The sequence below is a fragment of the Bacteroidota bacterium genome (assembly GCA_016714535.1).
In the GTDB taxonomy this organism is placed as follows: Bacteria; Bacteroidota; Bacteroidia; order AKYH767-A; family OLB10; genus JADKFV01.
The window spans coordinates 229223-246015 of the sequence record JADKDR010000006.1; the positions used below are offsets into that span (position 1 = coordinate 229223).

The window sequence follows — 16793 nt, forward strand, 5'->3', positions numbered from 1 at the left end:
CCGAACATTTTGACCATCTACAACTTTCCTTCTACAATTTTTACTTCCGTTTCTTTCGATCCGTAAAAGAGAATAAACGATTTCACTTATTCTGCTTTTACAATAATCAATTTTGCAAGATGCTATTAGGGTTGACGGAAGCGATAACGCTTGCCCCAACATAAGCATGCAGCACAATTACTTCAATATTGAATTTAAAATGCTGCTTGTTAGCGAGACGACTTTTTCTTTTCTGGTACGAATTCGAGAATATCGCCTGGCTGACATTCGAGTGCATTACAAATAGATTCAAGCGTTGTAAAACGTATTGCTTTAGCCTTCCCGGTTTTCAAAATCGAAAGATTTGAAAGTGTCAGATCAATTTTTTCTGATAGCTCATTTAGCGACATTTTGCGCCTTGCCATCATCACATCTATATTAACTACAATAGGCATGGCTTATACAGTTAAATCGTTTTCGTTTTGCAATTCAACTCCTTTGGCAAATATGCACGCAATTACATAGATAACTGCAGCCATTAATATAAATGCCTGACTGTCGCCCCAAAACTTTTCTAAACTATCAACATTATATCCTTTTTGCATTAAATCTTTTGCCGTTTGTCGTGCAATGTATCCAAAGAGTCCAATAGCTAAGGTGAAAAAACTCATTAAGTTAATTTGCCTGGCCACGAAACTGTTGAATGGTTTTGATAAATCAAGCTTCATTAGCATCTTGATAACCAGATAGAATAAGAAGGCCTTCATAAACGAAATGCAAAGGAGAAATGTATACATTGTAAAATAGGCCCATTTGCTTCGAAGGTACATATCACTTAAGTCCATTTTCTCATATAGGTTCTTTACAATTTCAGGCTTGAACAAGCTAAAAACAAAATTTACTAATAAAGCACCTGCTTCTATGCACAGTGCAACAAATATGATCCAGGCAACAACTTGAAGCCCGATAAATACATAGGTCTTTTCTTTTGACATTTTGTTTTGTTTTAAAATTATGGCGCAAAAATAATAAATATTTATTGATATTCAATATATATTTATCTTTATTTAGTAAATTTTTTCTGAAATCACTTTTCCTAGTCATTCCCCGGCAACCAATACTCAGGGTAACAATAATCCAGTCCCTAAATTTAGATATGTTGTATTTTTATAGTTTTACATTTTATAATCCCCCTGAATTTATTTACCAATAAAAAAATGAGAAACCAAATTACTAAGCTGACATGCAGTGTCAGTTTCCTTTTAGGCAAAGGCAAATTTTTACTAATCGTGATGCTACTATTTTTACTAGTCGGCCGTCTTGTTGCACAAGGTGAATATGAAGTATGCGAAATGGAAGCAGAATCAGCTTGGGAAGGCGATACCATTGCACTTCAAAAATTTGTAACCACCTGCGGCAAGGTTGATACACTAAATCTTGATTCTCTTAATGAGCGCACAAGTAAAAACCCAACCTATCAGCGTATTACCATGAAACTAAATAACGGTAAAGTTATACGTTCTGATAGTATATATTTTGTTGCCGAAACAATGCCCCAATTTAAGAATGGCACCATGGATATTATCAACTACATGAGTCATCAAATACAATATCCTGCTAAAGCAAAAAATGATAAAATAGCAGGCACTGTGCTTGTAAGTTTTATTGTTGGCCGAGATGGCACCGTGAGTAACGTAAAGATTGTGAAAGGGCTGCCGGGAGGTTTAAGCGAAGAAGCCATTCGAGTGGTTAGCCAAATGCCTAAATGGACCCCTGGAAAAATGCATGGCATGCCGGTACGTGTTAAATATACTATGCCTGTACGTTTCAAACTCAGTTAGTTGGTATTTATATTTAAAGTATTAGTGCCGGTAGTTTGTTTACAAAACCTGCGATGCACAACAACTCCAACCCCCGCCATTTAGGTCATTAGTTGCTATTGCTTTACTTGCATAACAAGCCAATCATCATAAATGATAATCGCTGCAATTTGAAATAATGCTTAAAAAGCATGGTGGCTGACATATTCGCTGCCTTCCATTTAGTATATCTTTTTCTTTTTACCCTTGGGGCTTTTTTATCGTTTTCATTTGAATGATATCTACCAAAAAAGCAAAAGCCATAGAGAAGTAAATGTATCCTTTTGGAATTTTAAAGTGCATTCCTTCGGCCAACAATGCTACTCCTATCATCATTAAAAAACACAATGCCAGAATTTTGAATGATGGATGCTGCCTTATAAAATTGCTGATTGGTTTGGAGGCCGCCAAAACAATGATTACGGTTACGATTACTGCCGTGTACATAATCCAAAGTTCTTGTACCATGCCTACTGCAGTAATAATAGAATCGATTGAAAATACAATGTCTAGAATGATGACTTCGGTAAGCATGCGACCAAAACTTATTTTTGCCGGAATGGCAGGTGTTTCTTCCGAGGCAATTTCGGATTTATAATAAATCTCTTTGGTGCTTTTATATAAAAGGAAAAGTCCTCCGGCTATTAAAATCAGGCCCTTACCACTAAAGTCAATTTGCCAGAGGGTGAATAAGGTTTGATCCAATTTCAATATCCACGAAATAAAAGCCAATAACCCTAAACGCAACACTACGGCCAATCCTATTCCCCAATATCGTAGTTTATTACGCTGATGCTCGGGAAGTTTATCGGCAAGTATCGATATGAAAATTATGTTGTCTATACCCAATATTACCTCTAAGGCAATTAAGGAGAATAACGGTATCAATACATCTGTCATAGTGAATTTTCTTATAAAAATACGTTAATTTAAAATCGAAATAAAATCAAAATGCTCAACCATTATAAATCAATAAAATCTGTCGAACATTATTTTATAAAATGCTTTGTGCCAGCAAATATAACGTCTTGGTCTAATATCTTTTGAGGTGTGCTTCAATAACTAAGAAAATTGAAACACTTGTTTGAGTCGCCAGCCATTAAATAGAAACGCAAGGTTTACAGCTAAACTTAACATTCCAAAAAAATCATTTTGAGAATAATTAAATCTTAAAATTCTTCAACCTTTCCGCCTTCACAACGTAATACACGCGAAGGAAATCGCTCTATAAGAAAGTAGTTATGCGTAGCCATAAGCACACTTCGGCCGGATTTTGAGATTTCGAATAGCAGGCCCATAATTTCTACCGAAGTTTCCGGATCGAGGTTACCGGTTGGTTCATCGGCAATGATCAGTTCGGGTTCATTAAGCAAAGCACGTGCAATAACCAGGCGCTGTTGCTCGCCACCCGAAAGTTCGTGTGGCTTCTTAAACCCTTTGGTGCCAAGGCCTACACGCTCAAGCATTTCGTTTACGCGCAAATCTATTTTTGCAGTATCGTCCCAACCGGTGCAGCGCAAAACAAAGGTGAGGTTTTCGCGTGCCGAGCGATCGCTAAGCAATTGAAAATCCTGAAATACGATTCCGATTTTTCTTCGCAATTTTGGAATATCGCTCTTGCGCAATTTTCGCAAATCAAAGCCAGCCACTTCGCCTTCTCCATTGGTTAATGGCAGGTCGCCATACAATATTTTTAAAAGACTGCTTTTGCCGCTACCTGTTCTTCCAATAATGTAGGTAAATTCTCCTTGTTTCATCTCGAGATTAACATCTGATAGAACAAGGTTTTTGTTTTGATAGATTTTTACCTTAGCTAATCGTATTGTGCCCATTTGAATAGTGTAGTGCTTGTAAGTATTTTTTAAAAATCTAGTTTTTCAATTTTTCCGTATGGCAAACTTTGAATAAGTTTTATCAACTCAGCTTCATGTTCGCCCAGTCCAATTTTGTGCAGTGCCTTCTCGGGGCGGTCAACACGAAAGTATGCCTGCAGCGTAAAGTTGTCGTCACGCAATTGCACATAGTCCGGTATTTTGGCTATGCCTTTTATCTTCAAAATATACATGCCTGAAAAATTATGAGTGCGAAAGTAAAAGTAAATATGGAAATACAACTTATTGCTGCTAAACAAACTAACGCTAATTCACCAAGCCGCTTTTATTCTATTTAGCAAGCGCAATTATCTATCAACCTTGTTTTGCTGGTAAACACGGCAATGCAAACCCGAAGTATGGGTGCATCGCTCCAGCGACTCACAGTTTGCAGGGTTTGTGCATCTACTACATCCAAATATTCTACCTTCAATATCTGCGTGGCATTAATCTCTGATATGGTGGCCTGAATGGATTCATTTACACTGTGCGAATTTTTATGATGCACCATGTTACTTATGCTTTGATATATAAGTGGAGCTGCTTTACGTTCTTCGGGAGTGAGGTGTATGTTGCGCGAGCTGTATGCAAGGCCATCTGTTTCGCGTATGGTAGGGCAGCCAATAATTTGAATAGGTAATTGAAAGGCCTGTGTCATAAATCGAATAATGGCGAGTTGTTGAAAATCCTTTTCGCCAAAGTATGCACGGTGCGCAGGCACGGCATCAAATAATTTTTTCACCACCGTTACAACTCCTGCAAAATGTCCCGGCCTGAATCTACCTTCCATTACCGTATCGAGGCCTTGCAAATCAAATGGTATCATCTGTCTGCCTTCGGGATACATTTCTTTTTCAGAAGGAAAAAAAATAACATCGCAGCCTGCCTCATTTAATATTGCTTTATCAGTATCAAATGTACGCGGATATTTTTCAAGGTCTGTAGGGTTATTAAATTGGGTAGGGTTTACAAATATACTGCACACGCTTACCTCATTTTCCTTCTCGGCACGCACCACCAATTGCTTGTGCCCTGCATGCAGGGCACCCATCGTAGGGACAAAACCAATCGTTTTTCCGGATGCTATTTGAGACGCCACCCATGACTGCATCTCACTAATGCTTTCAATAACTATGACCATATACGCTGTAGGTTATTTAGTTAGCTCAAGGGCTTTTTTTACAGTTTCATCCTCGCTGTTGAGTACAATAAAATATCCCTGATCGCGAAACAACTGTCGCGCAATGAGCGCTTTCATTAGGCGCATTAATTTAATATCTGCTCGTGTGGTTTCAGCAGCAGTAACCTTGCTGCGATATTTGTCGCCCTGGCTCAACAACTTTTGTTTAGTGCCTGCAGGCAATTCAAATTTTTGGCTGTACTCGTTGGCATTAGCATATTGGCTCAATGATTTGCGGTTTTCATCAACAAAATTGTATGCTGCCTGTGTAACCACACCCGAGGCTATCATGTTTTCGTAATAGCTGTTAAAGTGCATGGTATCGATGGGTACAAACTCATCGGGCATTATACCACCACCACCATATACGATACGCCCTCCCGGAGTTTTAAACTTTAACGAATCGGGAAACTTGATGCTATCGCTATTTATCAGTTCGCCATGCTTCATTCGATTTAGCAAGTCTTCCTGATAGGCTTCATTGCCATTGATATAGGGCTTTTGTATGCTTCGTCCGGTGGGCGTATAATAACGTGCAACGGTAAGCCTGATGGCTGAGCCATCTGGCAGAGAGGCTTCTTCCTGCACCAACCCTTTGCCAAACGACCTGCGCCCTACTACGGTTGCACGGTCCCAATCCTGCAAAGCACCGGCAACAATTTCAGAAGCCGAGGCGCTGCCTTCGTCTATCAAAATAATAATGGGGCCGTTTTCAAACAATCCTGTTTTTTTTGCTTTGTATTCCTGACGAGGCCTTGCACGTCCTTTGGTATATACAATCATCTTGTTTTCGCCAAGCATCTCATCTACTATTTCGGTTGCCGCATCCATATAGCCACCCGGGTTGCCACGCAAATCTAAAATCAGCGCTTTCATGCCCCCGTTTACTTGCTCTTTAAGTGCTTCATAAAATTCTTCGTAGGTGCGTGCACCAAAACGGCTAAGCTTAATATAACCAGTTGTACCGGTTATCATATATGCTGCATCGAGGCTGTTGAGTGGAATTTTTCCGCGTGTAATTTTGTAATTGGTAAGGGTGGTATTATTTCTGCGCAATACTGCTATTTCTACTGTAGTGCCTCCATTACCTCGCAGGGTATGCAATACGCTGTCATTGGTCATTTTCTCACCAAAGAAACTTTTGCCATTTACTTTTACTATGCGGTCTCCGGGAATAATGCCTGCCTCGTCTGACGGGCCACCGGGAATAACCGACACAACCATAACGCTATCTTGTTGCAAGTGAAACTCGATGCCGATACCCTCAAATGCTCCTTGAAGCGGTTCGGTGGCAGCAGCAAGATTTTCGGCTGGTATAAATGCCGAATGTGGGTCAAGGTTTTCAAGAATTTTTTCGATAGACTCATTGGCTAACAAATCCTCGTCTATTTCATCTACATATTGCTCTTTTATCAATGCCAGCACATCGCGCACTTTTTTTAACCCCGACCCTCCGCTCGAAGGCAGCAGCCCTGCAGTATGCGATGGATTGCTTAAAAACTTACCAATAAAAACACCACCTACTATTAACAGTGCATATAGCAGTGGTCGTAAAGCCTTATTCATTCTCTTTAGTTGATTTACTCTTTATCTGTACTTACTAGCGTTTCGGTATTTTCATATTTCGAAACCATGACACCAAAACGTTGTAAAAAATCGATGCCCTCTTCTACTGCTATACTTTTAAATTCGGCATACGAGTGCAGGTACACTACACGCTTAATGCCCATGGTATAGATGGTGCGAGCACAAGGCAAACAAGGCGATAGCGTAACATACAGTGTTGCTCCTTGTACATCCACTTTGTTTTTTACAGCATATAGAATTGCGTTTTCTTCGGCATGAAGCGCAAGCGAACAGCCTCCCTTAAGACTGCGAGGGCAGCCCGTTTCAGGAAATTCTTCATCGCAATTGTGAGTGCCGGCAGGTGGCCCGTTGTACCCTAGCGATACAATACGCGTATCCTTGGTAAGAACTGCTCCTACTTGTGCTTTTACACAATGCGAACGTTGCGCCAATTGCACAGCAAGGTTCATGTATATATCGTCAAAACTGGGACGCACGCTTTTCTTTGTGTCAGGCTGCGAATTAAATTAAAATTTATGGGTTAGGGTAATTAATAATTTGCAAATATTGATGCCGGGCAAACCAAGTATCAATAGGAATTGCCGCTTCCAAATAAAATACACTTTTTTGCGTTATGCATTTTACACTTTTCATAAAACATGCCCGGACAACTACTTAGTGTAACCACCAAACGGCAGCAATATGCATTTGCCATCTACCTTACAGGGTTGGTGCTATTGGCTATTTCGTTGCCGCTTAGCAAGTGGCTGATGAGCGTAAGTCAGTTTGTGATAGCCGGCAGTTGGCTTATTTATGGAACTTATTTTAGTAGATTAAAAGGATTATTCTTGAACAAACTTTTCATGGTTTTTGCCTCTGTTTATTTGCTGCACCTCCTGGGCATGTTATGGACCACAGATGTTGATTATGGCTTAAATGACCTGCGAATCAAATTACCCTTGTTGTTTTTTCCTTTCATGCTAATGAGTATGCCCTTGCCTGAAAAAAAACATTTTCGATGGGTATTACTCGCTTTTGTCGGAGCAGTATTCGCCTCAACAATGGTTTCGCTGTTTGTCTATCTGGGTTGGTGGAAAGCAGTAGTGCGCGACTCTCGCGATATTTCTATATTCATTTCCCATATACGTTTATCGCTGATGGTGGTGCTTGCCATTTTTATTCTGTTGCATTACCTCCACGATTTTTCTAAAATCATAATAGCAATAGCAGTTGCAGCGATAGCATGGTTTATTTATTTTTTGTTTTTGCTTAACTCATTTACAGGTATTGTAATCCTGATAGCTTGTGGCATTTATTTTATTTCGAAAAAAATATTTACCCGCGCCCACCTTCCTTATGCAATAGGACTTTCAGCTTGCTTTATAGCAGCTACCTGTTGGTTTTTTATTTATGTAAAAAATATAATTGCCAACGAAAATAATTGTGTAGAGCAACAATTGTTTGAAACAAAATTAACGACTGCGTCAGGAGCAAGCTATACATTTAATGACCGCCTTAATGGTTGCGAGAATGGTTTTAAGTGTGGTAATTATATTTGTGAACCCGAGCTTCAACAGGAGTGGAACAAGCGCAGCCAATACAATTATGATAGCCTTGACAATAAAAAAAATTATATCCGATTTACACTTATCCGTTACCTTACCTCCAAGGGATTGAAAAAAGATAGTGCTGCTCTTGCATCTTTAGATGTAAGTGATATTGAAGCTATTGAAAGTAGTATTACCAATTACAAACTAAAAAAGGTTTCACCCTTTGTGCTGCGCCTGCACCAAACAGCATACGAGTATAAGAATGCATTGATATCAAACAATCTGAATGGCTCGTCTGTTATGATGCGTTTTATTTATTGGAAAGCTTCTATCCAAATCTGGAAGGAAAAATTTTTAACAGGACATGGTACCGGTGACAATAAGTTGGTGTTTAATAAATGGTACACAGCTCATCCTGTATTGGAAGAGAAATGGCAACTGCGCTCACATAATCAATATTTAGCAATTGCGGTAAGCTTTGGTTTAATCGGATTAGCTATTTTCTTTTTTGGAATTCTTTACCCTGTTTATGCTGCCAGAGCATACCTCGCCTGGCTGTTCAATATTTTTCTAATTACAGCGCTCATGTCTTTTATTAACGAAGACACGCTTGAAACGCAAGCAGGGGTTACTTTTTTTGTTTTCTTCTACAGTCTGTTTATGCTGCTATTTAGAAAGAGCGAGAAAAAGGACTAAAATGAAGTAAAGAAATCGTGCAATTCAAACACGCAGCCGATTGTCCAATTCCCGTATAAAAACCAAAAAAAATATACCTTCGCCCCATTCCTCTACCATGTTTAGTCTAATTGCCAGGTTCATACTCCGTAATCGTACGTTATTACTCATCATACTGGGCAGTATAACGGCAGTTATGATATACTTTGCAAGTCAGGTGCAGCTTAGCTATGAATTTGCCAAAATCCTTCCCGACAATGACAAAACTAATATTGCTTATGAGCAGTTTAAAAGCACCTTTGGCGAAGATGGAGTAGTAATGGTAGTTGGGTTGGATGATAAAAACTTCTACACCCTTGATAAGTACAACGATTGGTATGCCCTTGGCAACGAGATAAAAAAAATTGATGGCATAGAGGCGGTAGCTTCAGTAAGCAAACTCATCAACCTGGTGCGCAACGATTCGTTGCAAGCATTTGAAATAGTTCCACTTATAAATGGTCCCTTGCAAACACAAGCTCAGGTTGACAGTATTAAAGAGTTCCTGATGGCACATCGCTTTTACGATGGCATTATTTTTAACAAAGGCGATGATGCACATTTAATGGCCATCACTTTTGACAAGAAAAAAATCAATTCGAAAAGCAGAATTGATATGGTGCATGAGATTCGTAAAAAGGCTGAAGTTTATGCAACTAAGTATAATCAAACCCTGCACTACAGTGGTATGCCTTATATACGCACCTTGCTTAGCCAAAAGATAGCCAATGAATTAGTGTTGTTTTTAACACTCGCACTAGTGGTATGTGCCATCATATTACTTTTTTTATTTCGCTCATTTAATGTAATGCTTTTTTCGCTGTTGGTTGTGTTTACAGGAGTAATTTGGTCGGTAGGTTGTATTGTAATGCTCGGTTATAAAATTACTATTTTAACCGGACTTATTCCCTCGTTAATTACGGTAATCGGTATTCCCAATTGCATCTTACTCATTAATAAATATCAGCACGAATATCAGCGGCATCAAAACAAAGCACTTGCACTTGCCCGTATGATACAACGCATAGGCTTTACCACGTTTCTTGCTAACCTTACTACAAGTATCGGTTTTGGAGTGTTTTATTTTACGCGCAGCAAATTACTGGTCGAGTTTGGGCTTATAGCAGCTATTAATGTAATGGCCACGTATGCCATATCGCTCATTTTAATTCCTATTGTATTTAGTTACCTGCCTGCTCCCAAGGTTAGGCATGTAAAGCACATACAATCACCGACTGCCACCCGTGTTGCAGCATGGATTAATCAATTAGTACACCACCATTACAAACGTGTATTTATTGCTGTTATCATTTTTACAGCAATTGGTATAGCCGGAATGTTTAAAATGAATGTGTTGGGCTATGTTGTCGATGACCTTCCTGACAACGACCCTATTTATACCGATCTTAAATTTTTTGAAAAACATTTTCATGGTGTATTGCCCTTCGAAATTTCGATTGATACACGCGAACCCAAAGGCGTATTTGATGTCATGTTTTTGCGGAAGGTAAAAAGATGGAAGACATGTTGCGCGAATACCCCGTTTTTAGCAAACCTCTGGCTGTAAGTGATGGTATACGCTTTAGTTACCAGGCTTTTAATTATGGCAATCCAAACTCATATATATTGCCGGCCAGCAGCTTGCAGCTTGCCGATATGGCCGCTTACATGAGGGGCAACCGTGGTAATACCAATTTATTTAAATCCTTTATCGACAGCAATCAACAGGTTACTCGCGTCAGTGTGCAAATGGCCGACATAGGCTCGCGCAATATGAAAACGTTGCTCGCTGAACTCAATCCGCGAATTGATTCTATTTTTCCAAAGGAAAAGTATACGGTAACCGTAACAGGCAACAGCCTCAACTTCCTCAAAGGCAACGATTACCTAATAAAAAATCTGTTAGAAAGTATTGTGCTGGCCATCGTTCTTATTTCCATTATTATGATTACCCTGTTCATGTCGGTGCGTATGATTGCCCTCTCCATTTTACCTAGTCTAATTCCCTTAGTAATTACAGCAGGCTTAATGGGTTATTTTAACATTCCGCTCAAGCCTTCTACCATTCTTATTTTTTCTATCGCCTTTGGCATAAGCAGTGATCAAACCATTTATTTCCTAACCAAATTCAGGCAGGAAATGCGTATAGGACATCGAAGCATTGGACAGGCTGTTACCCTTACTATAAACGAAACCGGGTTAAGTATGATCTATACCGCAGTTATTTTGTTTTGTGGTTTTATGATTTTTACCGCTTCGGAATTTGGTGGCACACGCTCGTTGGGAATACTCATTAGTATAACCCTATTAATGGCAGTGCTTAGTAACTTAATACTATTGCCCTCATTCCTGATAGCATTAGAAAAGAAAATGACCACACGGGCATTTCTCGAAGATCCGCTCATCGAATTATTCGATGAGGACGATGATATTGATCAGGAGGAATTGATGAATCGTTAATGGCTTTCAAACACTAAAAAATTATTTCTCCTTTTTTAGTTTAGCTTTTTCAATTGCCTGTGCAAGGTCAATAGCTGCTGCTTCGTGCAGTAATGATTTTATTATCAATACATCTTCTTCACTTAGCTGTGTAAAAGTTCGGCTTCTTAAATACTGCCTGTTGTTTTCTTCTAAATATCCATCAGTATCGCCAAGCAGATGCCCATTTATAAAGCCCAACTGCACGCCATTCCCTTTCACCTTACCCCACGGAATGCTGGCAGGCCATATAAAACATATTCTTTTGTGAAGCGAATAGAACGGCACATTGTACGATAGTTTCTCACTTATTCCGGGAATACTTTCGAATATAATATGTCGCAACGCTTTTACAAGTAACAACTCTTGTGATGTTATATACTCAAAAAAATCATCCACCGTTGTGAAACTTACAGGTTGAAATTTATTTTTTGCCATACCAATAAACGAATAAAATTAAGCGTTACATTTTCTGATAATACAAGGTTCATAAAAGCATAAGTAAAAATACGTACAAAGTAACTAATATTGCACACGCTCAAATTTAAATGCCACGTATTTTATTTATAGCAGCACATCGCCCCGACCGGTCACCAAGCCAGCGGTTTCGCTTTGAGCAATACTTTGCCTTTTTGCAAAGTCAGGGATACGATTGTAAATTAAAATATATAATCAGCAGCAACACTGACAGCATCTTTTATCACCCAACGAGTTTGTTGCGAAAGGGCCTGGTTTTTATAACGTGTGCCTTGCGCAGGTTATGGCATGTTATAATTTCCGGAGGATACGATGTGATTTTTATACAGCGCGAAGCTTTTATGACCGGCAGTATTTTTTTCGAAAAGCAGTTTAAAAAATCGGGAGCCAAACTTATATTCGATTTTGATGATGCTATCTGGAAACATGATGTAAGCGAAAGCAACCGCAAATTTGGCTGGCTCAAGCGACCAGAAAAAACGGGGGATATCATTTCGCTCAGCGAGCTGATCATAGCCGGCAACAATTACCTTGCTGACTATGCCTTGCAGCACAACAAAAATGTAATAATTATTCCTACTACGATTGATACTGAAAAGTATACACCCTCTGTTAACAAAAGTATGGATGATAGCATTTGCATAGGTTGGAGCGGCAGCGCAACCACCATCAGGCACTTTGCCAATGCCATACCGGCACTATCCATATTAAAACAAAAATACGGCAATCGAATTTTTTTCAAAGTAATAGGAGCAGCCAACTACCGACAACCGGAGCTTGAGCTGGTTGGTGAGCCGTGGAAGAGCGAGACTGAAGTAAGCGAGTTGCAAAAAATTGACATCGGAATAATGCCCTTGCCCGATGATGAATGGAGTAAAGGCAAGTGTGCATTAAAAGGCTTGCAATACATGGCGCTGTCAATACCTACGGTAATGTCGCCTGTTGGTATGAATAGTGAAATAATTACTCATGGCGAAAATGGATTTTTAGCAAACACCACTGAAGAATGGGTTCATTGCCTCTCACTGTTAATTGAAGATTATGATTTGCGTTTGCAAATCGGTGCCAGTGCGCGCGAATTGGTAGTGCAAAATTATTCGGTTACTGCCCAACAGAACAGATATCTTCAGGCCGTTCAATCTGTTATTTATTAGCATAAGGTTTAATTGCAATTCGTTAAATGAAAAATAAAATCTCAACCGATACGCTTTGCTGGATAGGGTTTTCGCTTTATCTGGTATTAGCTCTATGGTGGAGCCCCGAACGGATTTTTAATACCGATAACTCTAACTATTTTTTTCACTTAATTAACTTTAAGAAGTTTCATTTTCCCGAAAACCGATACGGTGTATGGTTAAGTCAGGTTCCGTTACTCACCGCTATTCAACTAAAGCTTAGTTTTCCGGTTTTGGTATATATTTATTCGCTTAGCTTCCCGATTCTTTACTTGCTCATAGCCATTATATGCCGGTATTATTTGCAGGTAAAAGAAGCAGGGCTCGCCATACTGCTTTCAATGGTATGCGGTGTATCGTTTAGTTTTTTTCACTGTGTTACCGAAACTCACCAATGTATAGTTTACGCTATCGGCTTTTATGCAGCAGTTGTTTCGCAACGCTCCATCAGTTGGATAATCAGAATACCGCTTAGCATCTTTTTCATTATCCAGTCATTGCTATGTCATCCCAACGCTGCATTTATTTTGTTGGGTCTGGTATTGGTAATGTTTATAAATAAACAGATAACCTGGAAATTTGTAACCGGAATAGCCATCCTTATCGCACTTTTTATTGGTTACAAATTAACTTCTGCTACCGGCTACGATCAGCAACAATATAACAATCTGTGGCAGTTCTTTGATACGATTACTATTTTGCATCGTTCCTATTATTTCTACTTTCTGTCAGTACATTCCATTGACACTTACCTGAGTTTTTTATTGATTCTAGTTTCCACAGCAATCTATTGCACACGTCAAAAAATGCTATTGCAATTTTTAGCAATAGCCTTCTTTTCTATCTGCTTTACCATAATTACCATTCTTACATTCTACCAGGGTGATGCAGATAGTATGATGGAAAAATCACTGATGCCTGCCCTTCTGCCTTTTTTTGTTTTTATAAGCCGACATGTTTTTTACAACGAAAAGGTTGTTTTTATCAGAGGTATGCTTTTGCTGGTAATCATGCTTTGTTCGTTTGTTGCCATTGGCAAGGCTAGCAAGATTCATAGTAACAGACTTGCATTACTTGAATCAATTTTGGAAAAAAATAAATACTACCCAAAACTATACATTGAACAAGACAGCGTAAAGAATACGCCATTGTTTACCTATCAGTGGGCAACCACTATTGATGCAATTTGGATAAGCAAAATGAATGGGAAGCAGGCAAGTACTTTATACCTAAAACATGCTGACGAAGGTGAACAAAAATATAGTTGCGATACGAGCATCTTGTATGTTCCCTGGTGGCCCGACTTTACCTATTTTTATATGAATCAGGATTATGTTGAGTTTCCTGAGATTGCGTATAAAAATGCCGAACTGCCCGAAAAAAAACTTGCTGACTGATACGCATCAATAACGTTGCCTTATGCTTCAAAATCAGTGTAATGCAAGGGTATACCATTTTTTTAAATAGGTGCTTTACTAAAACCTAAATAAAAATTTGCAACATGGTAATACAATTGTTTGCTCAAGCGTAGAACACCCCGATTGCAACATAGAATATATTCTACGAGGCTATTGGGAAATCGATTATTTTTCCGTTATTTGCCTAATGAATCAAAGAGTGAAATTTATAAATAAGGACAAGTCGGAGTTTTTTTCTACTTTAAAAAAACGTGTTGACGATTACTTTGCAACCAATAACATTAGCAGGAATGCCAATAAGCTAATGATTTCTAAAACCATTGTAATGCTTTTGATGTATTTTGTTCCATTGGTATTAGTATTTACAGGTGTTGCAACTGGCTTTAGTTTTTGGCTTTGCTGGATTATCAGTGGTTTAGGTATTGCCGGAATCGGCATGTCTGTAATGCACGATGCCAATCATGGCTCATACTCGTCAAATACTACTTTAAATAATCTGATGGGGCATTTGGTAGACTTAATAGGTGGTGATGCCGGCAATTGGAAAATACAACATAATGTTTTGCACCATGCTTATACTAATATACAAGGCCTTGATGAAGACATTGATAACAAATCTATCCTTCGTTTTTCGCCACATGGCAAACACAAACCAGTGCATAAATTTCAAATTTTTTACGCGCTGTTCTTTTATTCTATTATGACAATTTACTGGGCTACAGCCAAAGATTATATTCAACTTTTTAGATATAAAAAGTTGGGATTGATAAAAGAAGCAGGCACTTCATTTACAGGAAAATTGGTGAGAATTACCGTGGTTAAAATTATCTATTTTACTTCTATCCTTTGGCTTCCAATTTATGTTCTTGGCTTTTCATGGCAGGGTATTGTAGGAGGATTTATTGTCATGCACCTTGTAGCAGGCTTAGTTTTGAGTATTGTTTTTCAGGTTGCTCATGTAATAGAAGAAGCGCAATTTCCCCTACCCGATTCACTTGGAAATATAGAAAATGATTGGGCCATACATCAACTTCAAACCACTGCCGACTTTAGTGCCGGCAACAAGCTTCTTACCTTTTATGTAGGTGGGCTTAATTATCAGGTTATTCATCATTTGTTTCCTCGTATATGTCATGTACATTACCCTGCATTAGCACCCATCGTTGAAAAAACAGCACAGGAATTTGGTTTAAAATATTTGTACTTTCCAACCTTTGGCGAAGCCATCCGATCGCACCTGCGTCTGATAAATCGATTAGGCAAACGCGAAATACGCCAACTTGCAGTAGAAATGTAATTGCCTTTTTTGAGCTTTTCACCTCATTAGCTCTTGTTCTTAATTACAAGAAAAATAATACACCATTTCATAAAAAAATGCTGTATGCTTGCATAGAAAAAAATATCCAATAAAAACAATGCAAGCATTAACGCACTATGCTCAACTTGTAGAACAAGGATTGCATCAGGTAGTAGACAAAGACACTCCAGCGAATTTGTACGAACCCATGCGTTACTTGCTAAAGCTATCGGCCAAGCGCTTACGTCCTGCCCTGCTCCTTATGGCTTGCGAACAATGTGGTGGCACTGCAACCCACGCTTTGCCTGCTGCATATGCTATTGAGTTGTTTCATAATTTTACCCTCATGCACGATGACATAATGGACAATGCGCCATTGCGTAGAGGAAAAGAAACTGTACATGAAAAATGGAATAAAAACATTGCCATCTTATCGGGAGATGCTTTGTATACCCTTGCAATGGAACAACTATGTACTATACCTACTAATACTTCCAAACTGCTGAAGCTTTTTACTACTACTGCCATCGAAGTTTGCGAAGGGCAACAACTTGATATGGACTACGAACAAGCAGCCGGACTTTCTATTCCTGATTATGTAAATATGATACGCCTTAAGACTGCCGTGCTGGTAGGTGCATCACTTAAAATGGGCGCTATCGTAGCCAATGCAGAAGAAAATGTTTGCAACACCCTCTATGATTTTGGAATGCAAATTGGAATTGCGTTTCAACTACAAGATGATTTACTTGATGCCTATGGTGATGAAAATTTCGGTAAACAATTAGGTGGTGATATATTGGCAAACAAAAAAACTTTTTTGCTGCTTAAAGCTTTGGAATGCGCCAATATAGACCAATACGATCTCATAGCTGATTTGCTTGCTAATAAGAAAGAAAAATACAACACCTATGAAAAGGTTAAAAAAATGCTCGCCATTTATAACGATCTTCAGATTAAAGAGCAAACCCTGACTGAAGTAGAAAAATACAAGCAAGCTGCACTGCAGGCTTTAGAAAATGCTAACTTTTCTTTTACACAAAAACTTGCGTTTATTGATTTTGCAGAATTATTAATGAAAAGGAAAATATAATGCAGATGTACTGTTAGTTTTTAACTGTAAAGAACGCAACGCAATCACACGCAAAGAACGCAAAGTGTATTTTCCTGACTTTATCAGAATTAATTTAGTGTGTTGTATCCACACTATCCCAAACCTTATGCATCGG

Annotated in this window: 17 protein-coding genes; 8 read left to right on the forward strand and 9 right to left on the reverse strand. The window is 38.8% G+C overall.

All coding sequences use genetic code 11. From position 1 onward, the window contains the following. Window positions 1-209 precede the first annotated feature (209 nt). Both IPO27_10570 and IPO27_10575 read right to left on the reverse strand, forming a co-directional pair. Window positions 210-434, reverse strand: coding sequence for a helix-turn-helix transcriptional regulator (locus IPO27_10570; GenBank protein MBK8846952.1), 225 nt, complete (start codon window positions 432-434; stop codon window positions 210-212). A gap of 3 nt (window positions 435-437) precedes the next feature. After that, window positions 438-974, reverse strand: coding sequence for a DUF2975 domain-containing protein (locus tag IPO27_10575; protein ID MBK8846953.1), 537 nt, complete (start codon window positions 972-974; stop codon window positions 438-440). Window positions 975-1196: 222 nt separating this feature from the next. Between IPO27_10575 and IPO27_10580 the strand changes: the two genes are divergently transcribed. Then, window positions 1197-1820 carry an energy transducer TonB gene (locus IPO27_10580; protein ID MBK8846954.1) on the forward strand — a complete coding sequence of 208 codons (624 nt, stop codon included), beginning with the start codon at window positions 1197-1199 and terminating at the stop codon, window positions 1818-1820. A gap of 219 nt (window positions 1821-2039) precedes the next feature. Here IPO27_10580 and IPO27_10585 read toward each other — a convergent pair whose 3' ends face one another. From IPO27_10585 to IPO27_10610, 6 genes are all read right to left on the reverse strand, one after another. Next, a complete protein-coding gene (locus IPO27_10585) occupies window positions 2040-2738 on the reverse strand; it encodes a TerC family protein (GenBank protein ID MBK8846955.1) in 699 nt (232 codons plus the stop codon). Between the two features lie 269 nt (window positions 2739-3007). Continuing rightward, entirely contained in the window at window positions 3008-3670 is a 663-nt protein-coding gene (locus IPO27_10590; protein ID MBK8846956.1) for an ATP-binding cassette domain-containing protein, read from the reverse strand. 29 nt (window positions 3671-3699) lie between these two features. Further along, window positions 3700-3903 (reverse strand): fructose-6-phosphate aldolase, encoded by a 204-nt coding sequence (locus tag IPO27_10595; protein MBK8846957.1) that lies wholly within the window; start codon window positions 3901-3903, stop codon window positions 3700-3702. 101 nt (window positions 3904-4004) lie between these two features. After that, window positions 4005-4850, reverse strand: a complete 846-nt coding sequence (locus IPO27_10600) for a pantoate--beta-alanine ligase (protein ID MBK8846958.1) — start codon at window positions 4848-4850, stop codon at window positions 4005-4007. Window positions 4851-4862: 12 nt separating this feature from the next. Next, window positions 4863-6455 carry a S41 family peptidase gene (locus tag IPO27_10605; GenBank protein MBK8846959.1) on the reverse strand — a complete coding sequence of 531 codons (1593 nt, stop codon included), beginning with the start codon at window positions 6453-6455 and terminating at the stop codon, window positions 4863-4865. A gap of 14 nt (window positions 6456-6469) precedes the next feature. Next, on the reverse strand, window positions 6470-6925 hold the full coding sequence (locus IPO27_10610) for a dCMP deaminase family protein (protein ID MBK8846960.1): 456 nt from the start codon (window positions 6923-6925) through the stop codon (window positions 6470-6472). 189 nt (window positions 6926-7114) lie between these two features. Between IPO27_10610 and IPO27_10615 the strand changes: the two genes are divergently transcribed. From IPO27_10615 to IPO27_10625, 3 genes are all read left to right on the forward strand, one after another. After that, window positions 7115-8701, forward strand: a complete 1587-nt coding sequence (locus IPO27_10615) for an O-antigen ligase family protein (GenBank protein MBK8846961.1) — start codon at window positions 7115-7117, stop codon at window positions 8699-8701. Window positions 8702-8798: 97 nt separating this feature from the next. Beyond that, window positions 8799-10286: an MMPL family transporter gene (locus IPO27_10620; protein MBK8846962.1), complete on the forward strand. Its 1488-nt coding sequence runs from the start codon at window positions 8799-8801 to the stop codon at window positions 10284-10286. After that, on the forward strand, window positions 10235-11179 hold the full coding sequence (locus IPO27_10625) for an MMPL family transporter (protein MBK8846963.1): 945 nt from the start codon (window positions 10235-10237) through the stop codon (window positions 11177-11179). Before IPO27_10620 ends, IPO27_10625 begins: the two co-directional genes overlap by 52 nt. Window positions 11180-11200: 21 nt before the next feature. Here the strand turns inward: IPO27_10625 and IPO27_10630 are convergent, their stop codons facing one another. Further along, window positions 11201-11635, reverse strand: coding sequence for a DUF1801 domain-containing protein (locus IPO27_10630; protein ID MBK8846964.1), 435 nt, complete (start codon window positions 11633-11635; stop codon window positions 11201-11203). A 110-nt stretch (window positions 11636-11745) separates the two neighbouring features. Here IPO27_10630 and IPO27_10635 point away from each other — a divergent pair, with 110 nt between their 5' ends. From IPO27_10635 to IPO27_10650, 4 genes are all read left to right on the forward strand, one after another. Further along, complete coding sequence (locus IPO27_10635; protein ID MBK8846965.1) at window positions 11746-12828, forward strand: glycosyltransferase family 4 protein; 1083 nt, start codon at window positions 11746-11748, stop codon at window positions 12826-12828. Between the two features lie 26 nt (window positions 12829-12854). Beyond that, on the forward strand, window positions 12855-14246 hold the full coding sequence (locus IPO27_10640; protein MBK8846966.1) for a hypothetical protein: 1392 nt from the start codon (window positions 12855-12857) through the stop codon (window positions 14244-14246). 208 nt (window positions 14247-14454) lie between these two features. Continuing rightward, entirely contained in the window at window positions 14455-15564 is a 1110-nt protein-coding gene (locus IPO27_10645) for an acyl-CoA desaturase (GenBank protein ID MBK8846967.1), read from the forward strand. 118 nt (window positions 15565-15682) lie between these two features. Continuing rightward, window positions 15683-16657 (forward strand): polyprenyl synthetase family protein, encoded by a 975-nt coding sequence (locus IPO27_10650; GenBank protein MBK8846968.1) that lies wholly within the window; start codon window positions 15683-15685, stop codon window positions 16655-16657. Window positions 16658-16793: the final 136 nt, after the last annotated feature.